This is a genomic window from Sporanaerobacter acetigenes DSM 13106 (assembly GCF_900130025.1).
GTDB classification, from domain to species: Bacteria; Bacillota; Clostridia; order Tissierellales; family Sporanaerobacteraceae; genus Sporanaerobacter; species Sporanaerobacter acetigenes.
On record NZ_FQXR01000004.1, the window covers coordinates 254,844 to 269,715 of the forward strand.

The window sequence follows — 14,872 nt, forward strand, 5'->3', positions numbered from 1 at the left end:
AGCTGATATTATGTTGCTTGAAACACTAAGAGAAATAAAAAATCAACCTATATTTTCAAAAAAATCCTTAGCTGATAAATTAAACATCAGTGAAGACATGGTAGGAAACGCTTTAGAACAATTAAAAAGAATGGGCTATATTGAAGAAGAAAAGCCAAATGCTCATTGCAGTGGAAATTGTAAGTTTTGTAGTTTCAACTGTAGCAGTTCTTCACTCAATACTATGACTATAACACCAAAAGGAGAAAAACTGCTTTCCTCCAATTGATTTTATTGTAGAGAATAGCTAAACAGCTATTCTCTTTCCGTTTTTGAAATTGTTTGAAAAATATTTAAAATTTTCTGAAAAAGGTCTTTACATTTGCTTTAGTATGGTATATAATTAAAGCAAATAGAACTAGTGGATTTATCCCAACCATTGTTTGTTCATTCAAGTTCACAATTTATTTCTGTCGTTGGTAGTAGTTCGATTTTTAAGCATTATGTCCATTTTCAAATGGTTTTAACCTAAAAATAAATTGCAAAAGGGAGAGTTGATAAGAAGTTTGGAAAGTATAGCTTTTGGTTTTTTAAATGGTTGGGATAATTTCTATAGGTTCTATTCTAAATAACAGGTGGCTTCAATAAGACAATATTGAGGTCACCTGTTTTATATATCAATTGTATTGAAATTTTTCACAATTAGAAATATAATGAATGTAATATTATAATTATAAAAGGAGAATTCACAATGACCAATATTGATTGGAAAGACAAAAAGAATTTGTCCATGCTGGCTGACTTTTATGAATTCACTATGGCAAACGGTTACCTTGAATGTGGAATGAAAGACAGAATAGCCTATTTTGACATGTTTTTCAGAGACATCCCAGATGATGGCGGTTTTGCAATAATGGCTGGAGTAGAGCAACTAATTGAATACTTAAAAAATTTAAGATTTGATGAAGATGATATTGAGTATTTTAAGAGCAAGGGCATATTTAGTGAAGATTTTCTAGAGTATTTGAAAAATTTCAAATTTGAATGTGATGTGTGGGCTATTCCTGAAGGAACTCCTATTTTCCCTCAAGAACCTATAGTTACAGTAAGAGGCCCCATCATTCAGGCGCAGATAATAGAAACTATGGTGCTATTGACTATTAATCACCAAAGTCTTATTGCAACAAAGGCTAATAGAATAGTTAGAGCTGCCAATGGAAGAGCTGTAATGGAATTTGGTTCTCGTAGAGCGCAAGGATATGAAGGTGCTATTTTAGGAGCTAGAGCAGCTTATATAGGAGGTTGCGTAGGCACAGCTTGTACTATTGTAGATAGAGATTTTGATGTTCCAGCACTGGGAACTATGGCGCACAGTTGGATTCAAGTATTTCCTTCTGAACTAGATGCTTTTAAAGCTTATGCAAGACTTTATCCCGATAATTGTGTATTGTTAGTAGACACATACAATGTATTAAAATCAGGAATTCCAAATGCAATAAAGACATTCAATGAAGAGCTTATCCCAAAAGGATTTAGACCAAAGGGAGTTCGTATAGATAGTGGAGATATAGCTTATCTGTCAAAGAAAGCTAGAAAAATGTTAGATGAAGCAGGTTTTGAAGATTGTTCCATTGTAGCCAGCAATGCTCTTGATGAATATGTCATAAGGGATTTATTAAACCAAGGAGCAAAAATAGACTCCTTTGGAGTAGGTGAAAGGCTCATCACAGCTAAATCTGAACCAGTATTTGGCGGAGTATATAAATTAGCTGCTATTGAAGAAAACGGGCAAATTGTACCTAAGATTAAGGTAAGTGAAAATGTAGAAAAAATAACTGTACCAGGATTCAAACAAGTGCAAAGATTGTATGACAAAAAAACTGGCAAAGCCATTGCTGATGTAGTGACTTTACATGATGAGGAAATTGACAATTCAAAACCCTATGAAATATTCCATCCTCTATATACATGGAAGCGAAAAACAGTTACAAATTTTTATTCAAGAAAACTATTAGTTCAGATTTTTGACAAAGGAGAACCTGTATATACAAATCCAAATATAAACGAAGTAAAAAGTTATTGTAGTGAACAAATAGATAGTTTATGGGAAGAAGTCACTCGTTTAGAAAGTCCTCACAATTATTTTGTAGATTTGTCCAAACCTTTATGGACAATCAAACATAATTTGTTAGAAGAACACAAATAAAGCACCGCCTTGCGGTGCTTTTCATATTTTCTTATAATTTTCTTTAAATTCCTTTACTATATCTTTACTGACTTCTACTTCTCCATATCTTACATCTATATAGGTATTTCTCAAATTTTCAAGGGATTCATGAGCATAATAGGTTTCAGCTTTTTTATTTATTTCCTTAGTAGTATCATGACTTTCTACAGCAATATCATCTTTTAAGCATTTATTCAAAAATTTTCCATAATAATATCTTATAGCTTCTTTCTCATTTTTAGGTCTAAATATACTTTTTTTCTTTTTGCTTTTCTTCTTTTCTCCAATATACTCTCTTTCCTCTGTATATTCTTCCTCTATGATATTTTTAGACATATTTCTCTTAAATACTCTCCATATTATATACAGTATCAAAGCTATAAACAATATTTTAAATATCCAGTCTATTATTGCTAAGAATACAGGAGAAATTTCACCTTGATTTGTTTTCATAAATTCTTCTAAAGTTTCCTCAGGAGGTTTTTGTTCCCGCATTTCAAATTTGCCATTCCTTAAAAGCTTTTGAAATATCCTTGTCAAAAACATAGCCATATATCCTGCAGCAATAAAAACCCAATAAAACAATTTAAATATCATATCTACTAAAAAGTCATATGTAATTTTCAAGCCATGTAATATTCCATTTAAAACTTTCTCTGTGCTCAATATGAAGGAAAACACTATTATAAAAACTGAATATTTCATGTTTTGTCTATTTATTTTTTCCATATCCTTATTATGCTCCAAATGTCTCAAACTTCTAATCAATACGACTCCAGTCATAAAGTATATAACCATGAAAAAACCTGATACTCTATTTATAAAAGAATAAGTCATTGTCACCAGAGATAATGCAATTATGGCAGTAAAAACCCCAATTCCCCTTTTGAAATTTAATTTTATAGAAGAAGATGAGGATAAATCTTTATATTCATACAGATAAAAACCCATAGCAATAGATGTAAGTATTGTGAATATTATAGAACCTTCATTCTTGTAAAATAGAGGAATGGGCAACATAATAAAAATAACTAAAAAATAAAACTTCTTCTGTTCCTTTAATTTGCATCCTATATATGTCACAAATACAGTCCATATATACATGAGCATATAATTAAAAAGAGCATTGGAATTCTCCACAAGAGTGCTATAAGGCAAAAAATATGTAATTATAGCAAATACAAAAGAAATATTCATTATGATTTCTAAAATTTTAAATCCTAACATCTATTTTCTCCTCACATACTTGATAATAGACTCACTTAAACAATCCAAATTTTCTTCCTCTAAAGAAATTATAATCAATCTATTTACTTGTCTATTGAGGCTTTCTATTGGCTCTATATATGATTTAAATACTCTTGGAGTGACAATTACATAGGTAGTATATTTTTCACTTCTATTCATAATGTTTTCAACCAGTTCTTCTAAGGGTACTGTTATACTGTAAGAAACTCTCCCCAACATTTCCAACAAATATTGCAAATGACTTGTGCCTACTCCCGGATATGTTATGTTTTCTCCATTATAAAAACCATATATTTGAGAATTAGTAGTAAATCCATAAGGTATTTTAGCTTCTTCAATTTCTTCAAGTATTCCTCTAGACAGTGATATACACTCTTCTATACCCTCTTTGTCTATAAAAGACCAGAAAGGTTTATGAGATTCTGTATTTAAAATAAACACTAAACTATTGTCTGTAGTAAAATCAAAATTTTTAACCATGAGTTTCCCATATTTAATAGACGAATTCCAATGTATATGTTTTTGAGGTTCTCTTCCAGTGTATTCTCTAATTCCTAGAGTCATCAATGGATCATCAATTATCCATCTTCTAACGGAAATATCCCCCATATAATTCCCATAAGGAACCAAAGAATCTTCTAAATAAAGAGGTTTTGGAAGAACTACCAACTCCTGCAGGTATTCCACTTCCTTGTCTTTACTTTCAAAACCTATAAAATCTCCTAAAGACAAAGAAGCGTTTCTAAACATATATACACCACGTTGTGTCGATAGCATAGTATAAGTCTTCTTTACTCTTTGATAAGGCATAAGAAAAAAGTCTACTGTATGAGCTACATATCCTGGTGTTTCTGTAGAATTGGTCTTGAACTTAAAGCAAAAACTTTCAGGAAACCTTTCATTTACCTGTAAGAATGTAACTGGAAGTCTCTTGTTGTTTTCCACTATTGTAGTTATATCAAATTCTTCATCTATTTCTACATTTTTCTTAGATATTTCTCTTTTATAATTGATTTTATCAAATCCATATTTTATAGTTAACTTATTTAATGAAAAAGTCAAAACTACCAATATAATATAAAACCAAATCATGATTAAATCTCCTCTGTAGGGACATTTATCTTTCCAAGTATATCTTTTATCACTTTTTCTCCATCTTCCATTCTACTTATTCCTTTTACAAGTATTCTATGGTTGAATACATGAGGTGCCATTTTCTTTATATCTTCTGGAATTATATAGTCCCTTCCATTTATAGCTGCATAAGATTGACAAGCTTTGTATAGTGCTATTGTTCCTCTTGGACTTACTCCAAGCTGAATTTTTGCATCATTTCTAGTAGACTCTACTATATCCATGATATAGTTTAAAACATCCTCTGTGATGGTTACTTTGCTATAATTTTCTAAAATATATTCGAGCTCTTCTTCTTGAACCACTTTAGAAAGACTATCTACAATATTAGATGAAGTATTTTTATATATAACTTGCTTTTCTTCTTCTCTAGTGGGATATCCCATACTTATTCTCATGAAAAATCTGTCCAATTGAGCTTCTGGAAGCGGAAAAGTTCCATAAGATTCTATTGGATTTTGAGTAGCCAATACCATAAAAGGAATGTTTAACTTTCTAGTTTCCCCATCCACCGTTATTTGTTTTTCTTCCATGGCCTCTAGTAAACTTGATTGAGTTCTTGGAGTAGCCCTATTTATTTCATCCGCCAATACTATGTTTGCAAACAATGGTCCTTCTCTGTATTCAAATTCATTTATCTTTTGATTGTAGAAATTTATCCCTGTAAGATCTGATGGAAGCAAATCTGGAGTAAATTGAATTCTTTTGAAAGGTAATCCCAATGTCTTTGAAAAAGATTTGACAAGCATGGTCTTTCCTACTCCAGGAATATCTTCTAGTAGTACATGACCTCCTGATATAAGAGATACTATCAAAAGTTCAATGACATCACTTTTCCCTACTATTACTTTTGAAACATTTTCTATTACTTTTTCTTTGAAATTCACAAAAACACTTGTATCCACACAACCACCCCTAAATGCAATAATATATATATAAATTCGACAAGGGAAAATTTTTTCCTTGTCGAATTTATTAAATTTTCTTAATATTTTTTCTCTTTCACTTTCTTCATTCTGAAAAAGTCTTCTCTTTCTTTTTCTTCCAATACTTCTTGTATGAATTTTATCTCTCTTGTATATTTAGGAATTTGAATTTTCTCCAGGGCATTGGCTCTTTTTTGAGTTTTTTTTATTTCCACAGCCAATTTATAAACTGAGTTTTCTATTTCTGCCAATCTATAAACTAAATATCTTATTTTTATAAAATTTAGTACTGCCATATCAAATGTTGGATTTGTTCTAAAAAATCCATACTCTGTGAAAAATGGCCTCTCTTCATATTTTATATAAGGAATTTCCACTCCCATGACACTTTTAAACAGTATTTCAAATTCCTCTTCTTTTTCTAAAGACATAGCTATTTCTTCTACAGTTTCTGATCCCATAGTTATATTCGTATATTTGAGCCTGTCATATGCTTCTTTGAATCCTTCACTTATTTCTTCTTGCACTTTATTTGCTTCATCAATTAAAGCCATCATTTCTCTTATGAGAACAGTCCTTTTTTTGTCTAAAAGATCATAGCCTTTCTTGGAAAATTCAAGGAAATTTTTAGCTTTCATTAGATTAGCTTTTGTAGGAGTCATTTTATATACAGCCATAGTATCACCTATTTCTCCAGATATTTTTCTATAAATTTTAAATCCAATCTATCTAATTCTTCTTGAGGAAGTATTTTTAGCATCTTCCATCCTAGATTCAAAGTATCTATTATATCTCTGTTTTCATTAAATCCTTGAGTTATAAATACCTCTTCAAATTGCCTTCCAAATTCTAAATATTTTTTATCGCTATCCGATAGATCATCTTCTCCTATGATTTGAGCAAGTGATCTTACTTCTTGAACCTTTGAATAAGATGAAAAAAGTTGATTTGCTACATCCGGATGATCTTCCCTCGTAAATCCTTCCCCTATTCCATCTTTCATAAGTCTTGAAAGGGAAGGCAAAACGTTTATAGGAGGATAAATGTTTTTTTGAAATAGTTCTCTTGAAAGAACTATTTGTCCCTCTGTTATATATCCTGTCAAATCTGGTATAGGATGAGTAATATCATCATTAGGCATAGTAAGAATTGGTATAAGAGTTATGGAACCTTCCTTGTTTTTCAACATCCCTGCTCTTTCATATAGACTGGCCAAATCTGAATAAAGATATCCTGGATATCCTCTTCTACTTGGAACTTCTTCTCTCAAAGATGAAATCTCTCTTAAAGCTTCTCCATAACTTGTAATATCCGTCATTATGACTAGGACGTGCATATTTTCTTCAAAAGCCAAATATTCAGCTGCAGTCAATGCACATCTAGGAGAAATAATTCTCTCCATAATAGGATCATCAGCATAGTTTATATACATAACTACCCTATCTAACACATGAGATTTCTTAAATGTCTCACTGAAGAAATGAGCTTCATCATGTTTAACCCCCATGGCAGCAAATACTATGCAGAAATTTGCCTTTCCTCCATCTTTTGATTTTATCTTTGCCTGTCTTACAATTTGTGATGCCAATTCATTGTGAGGAAGCCCGCTTCCTGAAAAAATAGGAAGCTTCTGCCCTCTTATCAATGTTATAAGACCATCTATAGACGAAATTCCTGTCTGTATATAGTCCCTTGGATATTCCCTTGCTACTGGATTTATAGGTCTTCCATTTACATTAAAAGTTTTCTTTGAATATATTTCTCCTCCACCATCAATGGGCCTTCCAACTCCATTAAAGGTTCTTCCTAAAACGTCCTTTGACAAAGGTATTTCAAAAGGCTTACCTTGAAAACTAACTTTAGTACCATGTGTAGACATTCCTACAGTAGAACCAAAAACTTGAATTATAACACTTTCATTTTCAATTTTTACAACCCTGCCTAATTTTTTGTTTCCTCTTTCATCTTTTACTTCTACTACTTCTCCATATCCAACATCATGAATATTTGAAAGTTCTATTAAAGCTCCTTTTAACTTATCTAATTGTAAATACTCTTTTCTCATATATATCTACCTCTCTATTTAGAGTATTTTTCCTCTAATATATCATAATAATTATCTATTTTATTGTTAAGAACTTTTATTCCATCTAAATCATCATTTGGAATATTATATTTCATCTTTATAACTTCTTCAAAAAGTTCATTATCTTTAACTTGAGAAACAGGGATTCCCTTTTTTATACAGGCAAAACCTCTTTCATAAAGGTGATCTATGAGTTTTAACATTTCAAATTGTTTTTTTAGCGGAACAAAGGTATCTTCCTTGTGAAAAGCATTTTGCTGTAAAAATCCAATCTTTATTACTTTGGCAATTTCAAGTACAAGTCTCTGCTCATCTGGAAGTACATCTTCCCCTACCAGTAAAACCAAATCCTTTAATTTATTTTCTTCATATAATAATTTCAACATTTTGCCACGTAAATCCACTACATCTTCTTCCAGTTCTCTTTCATAAAAATCTCTAAGAACTTCTACATATCCACTGTAGCTTGTAAGCCAATTTATAGCAGGATAGTGTCTTGAATAAGCCAGTTCTCTATCAAGGGCTAAAAATACATTGACAAATCTTTTAGTATTTTCCGTCACTGGTTCTGAAAAATCTCCTCCTGCTGGAGATACAGCTCCTATAATAGTTACAGAACCTTCTTTCCCATTCAATGCAGTCACATATCCTGCTCTTTCATAAAATTCAGCAAGTTTTGTAGGAAGATAAGCAGGATATCCTTCTTCTGCCGGCATTTCTTCAAGTCTACCTGATATTTCCCTTAATGCTTCAGCCCATCTAGATGTTGAATCTGCCATTATAGCCACATGATATCCCATATCCCTAAAATATTCAGCTATAGTTATACCTGTATAAATACTAGCTTCTCTTGCAGCTACAGGCATATTGGATGTATTTGCTATCAAAACAGTTCTTTCCATAATAGACTTATTGGTTTTAGGATCTATAAGTTTTGGAAAATCTTCAAGAACTTCTGTCATCTCATTTCCTCTTTCCCCACAGCCAATATAAACTATAATATCTGCGTCAGACCATTTTGCCAATTGATGTTGAGTCATAGTTTTTCCTGTACCAAATCCTCCTGGAATAGCTGCTGTTCCGCCTTTAGCTATAGGAAAAAACACATCTAATACTCTTTGACCAGTGACAAGTAATCTATCTATAGGAAGTCTTTCCTTTACTGGTCGTGGACTCCTTACTGGCCATTCTTGATACATGTGAAGTGAGTGCCTATCCCCATTTTCTCCTTCAACTACCGCCAACTCTTCTTCTATAGAATACATTCCACTTTTCTTCACTTGAACGATTTTCCCACCAATTCCAACAGGAACCATTACTTTATGAGTAATAAGGGAAGTTTCTTCTACAGTAGCAAAGACTTCCCCTTCTTTCACAAAATCTCCTATATCAATTAAAATATTCGTAGACCACAATTTTTCTTCATCAAGAGAAATAAGACCAATTCCTTCTGGTATAAAACTTCCAAACTCATCATTCATCTTTTTTAGAGGTCTTTCTATACCATCAAATATATTTTGAAGAATTCCTGGACCTAATTTCAAGCTCAAAGGCTTCCCTGTAGAATATATAGTCTCTCCTTTTTTTAACCCTTCGGTTTCCTCATACACCTGTATGATGCCGTGATTTCCTTCTATTGAAATAACTTCACCTATAAGCTTTTTTTCCCCAACCAATACCATTTCTCTCATCTTAAATCCCGACATCTCTTCTCCTCTGATGACAGGACCATTTATCATATTCACCTTACCCATTATATCAGTCAAGTATATCACCTGCTTTTTCTAATGTCTCATACAACTTTTCTCCAACCAAGTATTTATTTTCTTCTATCTTTATCTTAAAAGTCTCATCTATTAAATAAGTTTTATCTTCATCAAAAATCAGAAATCCCCCAACTATATTTTCATTTGCTTCTTTAAATGTAATCTTTATATTTAACTTATTTGCCAAGTTTATGATACTATCACCATACTTTTTATTGTCTTCTAACTTTAAATAAAGTACTATATTTTTTCCTTCTACTTCATTCAATATACTTTCCAATTCTCTCAACAAGTAATTTTCATACTCTTTAGAACAAACAAAAACCTTGCTTTTTTCTTTTATACTTAAAAGTAGATCCTCTAGTAATTCTTCTTTTTTTCTAAATATCTTCTGCCTAGTTTCTACTATGGCTTGAGATATTTTTTGTTCCTTCATAATTTTCCCACTTTTTTTCTTTTTCTCAATCATTTCATCTCTTTTAAGAGAAACTTTATTTTTATGCTCATCTAAAGCAATTTTATTTTTTTCTTCGATTTCATCAAGAATCTTTTCAAAACTTTCTTTTTCTCTTTCCAAAACCATTTTATAAAATATATTTAACTTATCTTCTACTGTAATCAAAGTTCATCACCTCAAATTTTAATACCTATGGATTCTCTTATATATTTAGTGATAAAATCTTTTTCCCTAATTCCATGTCTATCCGGGATAGTCACTATAAGTGGAATACTTTCTTTTAATTTTATCTTGAACACTTCTTCTTTGACTTCGTTTAACACATTTTCTGTTAAAAGTATTATGCCTATTTCCTTATTTGCTGTTACCTTTTGTAGTTCTCTTAATATATCTTCTCTTTCTTTTGCCACAACTCCAGCTATTCCAGCTAATCTCATACCTACTAGAGTATCTTTGCTATCACTTATCAAAAAAGACTTCATGACTATAATCTCCCCAATATAAGTATTGAAACTATAAGACCATATATAGCAATACCTTCAGCTAATCCGACAAATATAAGGGTTTTCCCCAATATTTGAGGCTCTTCGGAGACTGCTCCCAATGCTGATGAACCTACTACACCTACTGCATAACCTGCACCAATAGTTGCTAATCCTGTTGAAAGGGCAGCCGCTATAAATCCTAATCCTGAAGCAGCTTGTGGACTAGCAATTTCTGCCCGTGAAAAATTTGGGACTAGTAGAATTATAGCCGAAACTAATAGCGGTATAAAAGCGTATAAATTAAACCTAAGTACCTTTTTAAGCTTTTTCTTATTTGTATCTGTCCCCTTATCTAAAAAATATACTCCCGCTCCAATAGTCATTAAAACCAAAATTATAGTTGATACCATTATAAAATTCATTTTTTCTCCTCCTATCATTGAAATCTTATTGGCTTAAATTCAATACCTTCCCCTTCATAATACCTGCTAAACAATTCATAATATTCAAGTCTCAATCCTTGAATAAAAACTATCAATCCTTCAAGACCAATTATGATGACATTTCCTAAAAGTAAAACTATTATATTGCCTACCTGTGTTCCTATCATTTTGCCTATAGTCTGAAAAGCTATAAATAGCCCTACGTGAGTAAGAGCAAATGCTCCAACCCTTATGAAGGAAACTGTACCACTAAGCATACTTAAAAGAGTTTCCAGTATAGAAAAACCACTTTCAATATAATAGCTTGAAACATCTTCATCATAAAGAGGTCTTTTCTTCAAAAGAATATTAGAAAGAGGTTCTTTAAAAACCATAAGCCCTATAAAAACTACAGACAATATGCCTCCAAGTTTCCTAGGAATAATCGTTTTATTTAAAAGTTTTCCTCCTAAAAGGGAAAGTAACAATATATAAAACGCAAAACCTACAACTCCATTTTTACCAAATAATCCCTCTTTCAAATTCTTTCTCTTTATACTATTTAAAATACTGTATACATAACTTATAAATATAAGAAATATTCCTATAATTACTGCACTTTTCAAAATTGTATTTATGTTTTCAAAAGGTCGAATTAAAAGGGCCGGAATCACGTTTTCAAATCCAAAAAACGCCCCATAAAGTACTCCAAAAATCATTGAACTTAATCCAAGTCTTATAAGTATCTGCCCAAATACTTTCTTGTCTTGTTTCTTTGAAAGTAAAAGCCCGCCAATCAACAATATCATTCCCTGACCTAAATCTCCAAACATAGCACCAAATAAAAACATATAAGTAATACTTAAAAACGGTGTTGGATCCAATTCATTATAGGATGGTATCCCATACATATTCACTAATGTTTCAAATGGTTTAAATAATTTGTTGTTTCTCAACTTCGTAGGAGTTTTCATCTTATGCATTCCATTTTCTGCATTAAATATAACTAACAATCCTTCATAATTAGATAAAATATCTTCTATTTCATTCCTATCCACATCTGGAATCCAAGCAGAAAGATAAAAGAAATTGTTAGAGCAGGCCATCTGTTCTTTAGCTTGTTTTATTTTTTCTGCTACATAAACTTTCCCTAAAAAACACTCAACCTCTTCTAAAGAATCCTTCTTAAATTTGTTCAAAAAATCTTCTAATTCCTTCATCCTATTTGCAATTTCGCTTCTTTTTCTTTCAATACTTTTTAATATTTCTTCTGGGGTCCCTGAAAAATATTCAGGAATATCTATATTTTTAAAATTTAAAGATCTTAAAACCCTCTCACATTCTTCTCTTACATTATTAGGATATATGATTAAATAAACTTCTCCATTTTCACTACTACCTGTATGAAATACTGCTGCTAATATATTTTCATAATTTTTTCTAAGTTTTAACCTGTCTTCTTTAGAAAGCACACCGAAAGTATAGCTAAAATATTCCAATTTTCTCAAATCTTCAATATTTACATTTACATCTTTTATATAAATAAAATTTTTATAAAATTCATCTATATGATTTATTTCCTCTTTTGCAGAATTGAATTCCCCGTAGAGCTTTGTCAATTTATCATATATAGTGTGAAAAGACTCAATTGATTCGTCTAAATTATATTTTTCATTCAAACAATTCATATTTGGAAGTAATTTCTCACCATATATGCTCTTCAGTTCATTTATTTTCTCTGAGCAATCTTCACAATACTCTCTATTTGTAAAAGATGTAATAGAATTTAATTCTATAGCCTTTTCTACATTCTTAGCCTCTACATTGAACATAAAACTGTTTTCTTCTATTTGTTTTAGAGAGTTTACAAGGCTTACTTTCCCTGAAAGAATCAAATCTTTTACCACATTGTCAACTTCATTTATATTTCCTACAACATTCAGCATAGACATTTTTTCAACTGCCATTAGATATCACTTCCTTCGATTTTCCTTACAAGATACTTTTTCCCCTCATCTAAATTAAGTCCATATCTTATAGCTTCTATGGTTGAATAAAGATCCCTTATTTCATATTCTAAAAGATGAATATAGGCCATAGACACTGTAATATTCATTTTCCCCTTCCTATATAGTTCTATAAACTGAAAATAAATATATCTTTCAATTCTTCTTTCCATGAACAAATCTACATCTTGTTCAGTATCAAATAAAAAATTGTATTTTGAATTGAGCACTTTTTCTACAAATTCATCTTCCTCAGAATAGCAATATTCTTTTATATCACTGTAATTGTATTCATGACCACCTTCAATAGTATAATTTATCAGTTCTTCTGGAACTAATTGATAATATTTAATTCCCCTGTATATCCATTCTAAATTAAGTAAATCAATATTTTTCCCAAGAAAGTCTTGAAACAGTTTCAAATCTTCTTCATCTAATTTTAATCCTTGCTTCTTGATAATTTCAAAATAAAGCCTATCTAAATTCATCTCCATATAAAACAATAGTCTTCTATTTTCCTCATTTAAATAAGGCTTTAATATTTGATAATATGGTGTATCATTTAAGTTTTCAACAAACTCTTCAATATTTTTAGAATTAGATAATTTTTTATAATCCAAAGTTCCATGTTTCACAGGATATGCAGTGTGATCTACTATATTTTCTATATCTTCACCTCTTGAAATAACCCTTAAATAGATTTTCAAGTCCTCTATGTCGTATCTCATGAATATTACTTTAAATAGCCTTTTATATTCTCCAGTAAAATAATGAAAAAGCTTTTCATATTGAAAAATCATATACTTTTTAATCAACTGCTCTAATTCTCTTCTATGAATATTCTTTATATTTACATCTTCTAAAATCATTTTATAATTTGTATGCTCTTTTAAGTAAGAAGCAATTTCTTCTATAGATTTGCATCTAAAGAGATTTATAAAATCTTCATCTGTAAGAAGATTTCTGCTTAGTGCTCTTATTTTAGTATTTATTGCTGCAAATCTTCTTTCATTTCCCATAATTTCAACTCCTTACTTTCTAATAGCAAATATTTGTGTAAAAAGTTCCTCTTCTAATTTCCCTTTTTCATTTTCATAAATCTTTTCAATTTCCTCACATATAGAGTCTCCCTTGTCTACAATCTTTTTTACTTCTACTTCGCCTTCATCTGCAATACTTTTATAAATATACTCGCTTTCTTTTTTAGCATTTTCTATAATGTCTACTTCTATATTAGTCATTTCTTCTTTTAATTTTTTCTCATTTTCCTTTTTTATCTCTTCTGTCTTTTTTTTAATTTTTAAAGCATCTTTATCAATTTTAATTATCCTATTTATTATGTTTTCCACTTTCATCACCTCACGAATAACTAATTATACTCTTAATATAATTGTTGTAAAATTACATTTTATGTATTAATTAACCTCTATAAAGGATTTTATACCAATTAATCTTATTCTTTGAAATAAAATATATATTATTGCAATAAATCTTCAATTATCAAAATGAATTGCAATTTCTTATTTTTAGAAAAAAAAATACCCTCTTTCGAGGGTATTTCAAAACTAAAGATTCATTCCGTTTTCAAATGCTTTGATATTTATCTCATGAACTCTTTCAGGTAAATTTTCTTTAATAAGTTTTATCCAGTCTATGTTTTCAAGTTCCAAGGCCTTTACAAGACAACCTAGCATTACAATATTTTGAGTTTTTATTTCTCCTAAATCTTCTGCTACCTTTCTTGCATTGACAACTTTTACATTTTCAACTTCCTTTTCCAATGCTTCTATGACCCCATCTGGATATTTTTCTTTGCCAGTAAGCACTGGCAGTGGATACATTTCTACGTCATTAACTATAAGTCTTCCACCTTTTTTTAGTTGATTTAAATATCTTGCAGCTTCTACCTTTTCAAAGGCTATCATGACATCTGCTTCGCCTTCTCCGATAGATGGTGAATATACTTTTTCCCCAAATCTTATTTGAGTAGTTACACTTCCTCCTCTTTGAGCCATACCATGAATTTCTGACATTTTCACATCATAGCCTTCATTTATCAGACCTTGAGAAAGAATTTTTGATACCAATATAGTTCCTTGCCCACCAACTCCTACCAACAATAAACTCTTAACCATA

The 14,872-nt window shown here is 30.6% G+C and carries 15 protein-coding genes; 2 read left to right on the forward strand and 13 right to left on the reverse strand.

Translation table 11 applies throughout. The annotated features are described in order from the left end of the window. Positions 1-10 precede the first annotated feature (10 nt). Both BUA21_RS05200 and BUA21_RS05205 read left to right on the forward strand, forming a co-directional pair. On the forward strand, positions 11-268 hold the full coding sequence (locus BUA21_RS05200) for a FeoC-like transcriptional regulator (RefSeq protein WP_072743731.1): 258 nt from the start codon (positions 11-13) through the stop codon (positions 266-268). Positions 269-730: 462 nt separating this feature from the next. Beyond that, positions 731-2,185: a nicotinate phosphoribosyltransferase gene (locus BUA21_RS05205; protein WP_072743732.1), complete on the forward strand. Its 1,455-nt coding sequence runs from the start codon at positions 731-733 to the stop codon at positions 2,183-2,185. Between the two features lie 21 nt (positions 2,186-2,206). Here the strand turns inward: BUA21_RS05205 and BUA21_RS05210 are convergent, their stop codons facing one another. The 13 genes from BUA21_RS05210 to BUA21_RS05270 all read right to left on the reverse strand — a co-directional run bounded on the left by BUA21_RS05210 (position 2,207) and on the right by BUA21_RS05270 (position 14,871). Next, a complete protein-coding gene (locus BUA21_RS05210) occupies positions 2,207-3,433 on the reverse strand; it encodes a hypothetical protein (RefSeq protein ID WP_072743733.1) in 1,227 nt (408 codons plus the stop codon). Then, a complete protein-coding gene (locus tag BUA21_RS05215) occupies positions 3,434-4,546 on the reverse strand; it encodes a DUF58 domain-containing protein (RefSeq protein WP_072743735.1) in 1,113 nt (370 codons plus the stop codon). It lies immediately after the preceding gene. A 2-nt stretch (positions 4,547-4,548) separates the two neighbouring features. After that, positions 4,549-5,493: an AAA family ATPase gene (locus BUA21_RS05220; protein WP_084604162.1), complete on the reverse strand. Its 945-nt coding sequence runs from the start codon at positions 5,491-5,493 to the stop codon at positions 4,549-4,551. An 80-nt stretch (positions 5,494-5,573) separates the two neighbouring features. Next, complete coding sequence (locus BUA21_RS05225) at positions 5,574-6,191, reverse strand: V-type ATP synthase subunit D (RefSeq protein ID WP_072743736.1); 618 nt, start codon at positions 6,189-6,191, stop codon at positions 5,574-5,576. Positions 6,192-6,199: 8 nt separating this feature from the next. After that, a complete protein-coding gene (locus BUA21_RS05230; RefSeq protein ID WP_072743738.1) occupies positions 6,200-7,579 on the reverse strand; it encodes a V-type ATP synthase subunit B in 1,380 nt (459 codons plus the stop codon). 14 nt (positions 7,580-7,593) lie between these two features. After that, positions 7,594-9,354, reverse strand: coding sequence for a V-type ATP synthase subunit A (locus BUA21_RS05235; RefSeq protein WP_072743832.1), 1,761 nt, complete (start codon positions 9,352-9,354; stop codon positions 7,594-7,596). Between the two features lie 4 nt (positions 9,355-9,358). Next, the gene (locus BUA21_RS05240) at positions 9,359-9,988 is read right to left on the reverse strand and encodes a V-type ATP synthase subunit E (protein ID WP_072743740.1); all 630 of its coding nucleotides are present in this window, start codon (positions 9,986-9,988) and stop codon (positions 9,359-9,361) included. Between the two features lie 11 nt (positions 9,989-9,999). Further along, positions 10,000-10,305, reverse strand: a complete 306-nt coding sequence (locus BUA21_RS05245; protein WP_072743742.1) for a V-type ATP synthase subunit F — start codon at positions 10,303-10,305, stop codon at positions 10,000-10,002. Positions 10,306-10,307: 2 nt separating this feature from the next. Continuing rightward, on the reverse strand, positions 10,308-10,730 hold the full coding sequence (locus BUA21_RS05250) for an ATP synthase subunit C (RefSeq protein WP_072743833.1): 423 nt from the start codon (positions 10,728-10,730) through the stop codon (positions 10,308-10,310). 14 nt (positions 10,731-10,744) lie between these two features. Then, positions 10,745-12,697, reverse strand: a complete 1,953-nt coding sequence (locus tag BUA21_RS05255; RefSeq protein WP_072743744.1) for a V-type ATP synthase subunit I — start codon at positions 12,695-12,697, stop codon at positions 10,745-10,747. Continuing rightward, positions 12,697-13,755 (reverse strand): V-type ATPase subunit, encoded by a 1,059-nt coding sequence (locus tag BUA21_RS05260; protein WP_072743746.1) that lies wholly within the window; start codon positions 13,753-13,755, stop codon positions 12,697-12,699. Before BUA21_RS05260 ends, BUA21_RS05255 begins: the two co-directional genes overlap by 1 nt. A gap of 12 nt (positions 13,756-13,767) precedes the next feature. Beyond that, on the reverse strand, positions 13,768-14,085 hold the full coding sequence (locus tag BUA21_RS05265; RefSeq protein WP_072743748.1) for a hypothetical protein: 318 nt from the start codon (positions 14,083-14,085) through the stop codon (positions 13,768-13,770). Between the two features lie 216 nt (positions 14,086-14,301). Then, a complete protein-coding gene (locus BUA21_RS05270) occupies positions 14,302-14,871 on the reverse strand; it encodes an indolepyruvate oxidoreductase subunit beta (RefSeq protein WP_072743749.1) in 570 nt (189 codons plus the stop codon). Position 14,872: the final 1 nt, after the last annotated feature.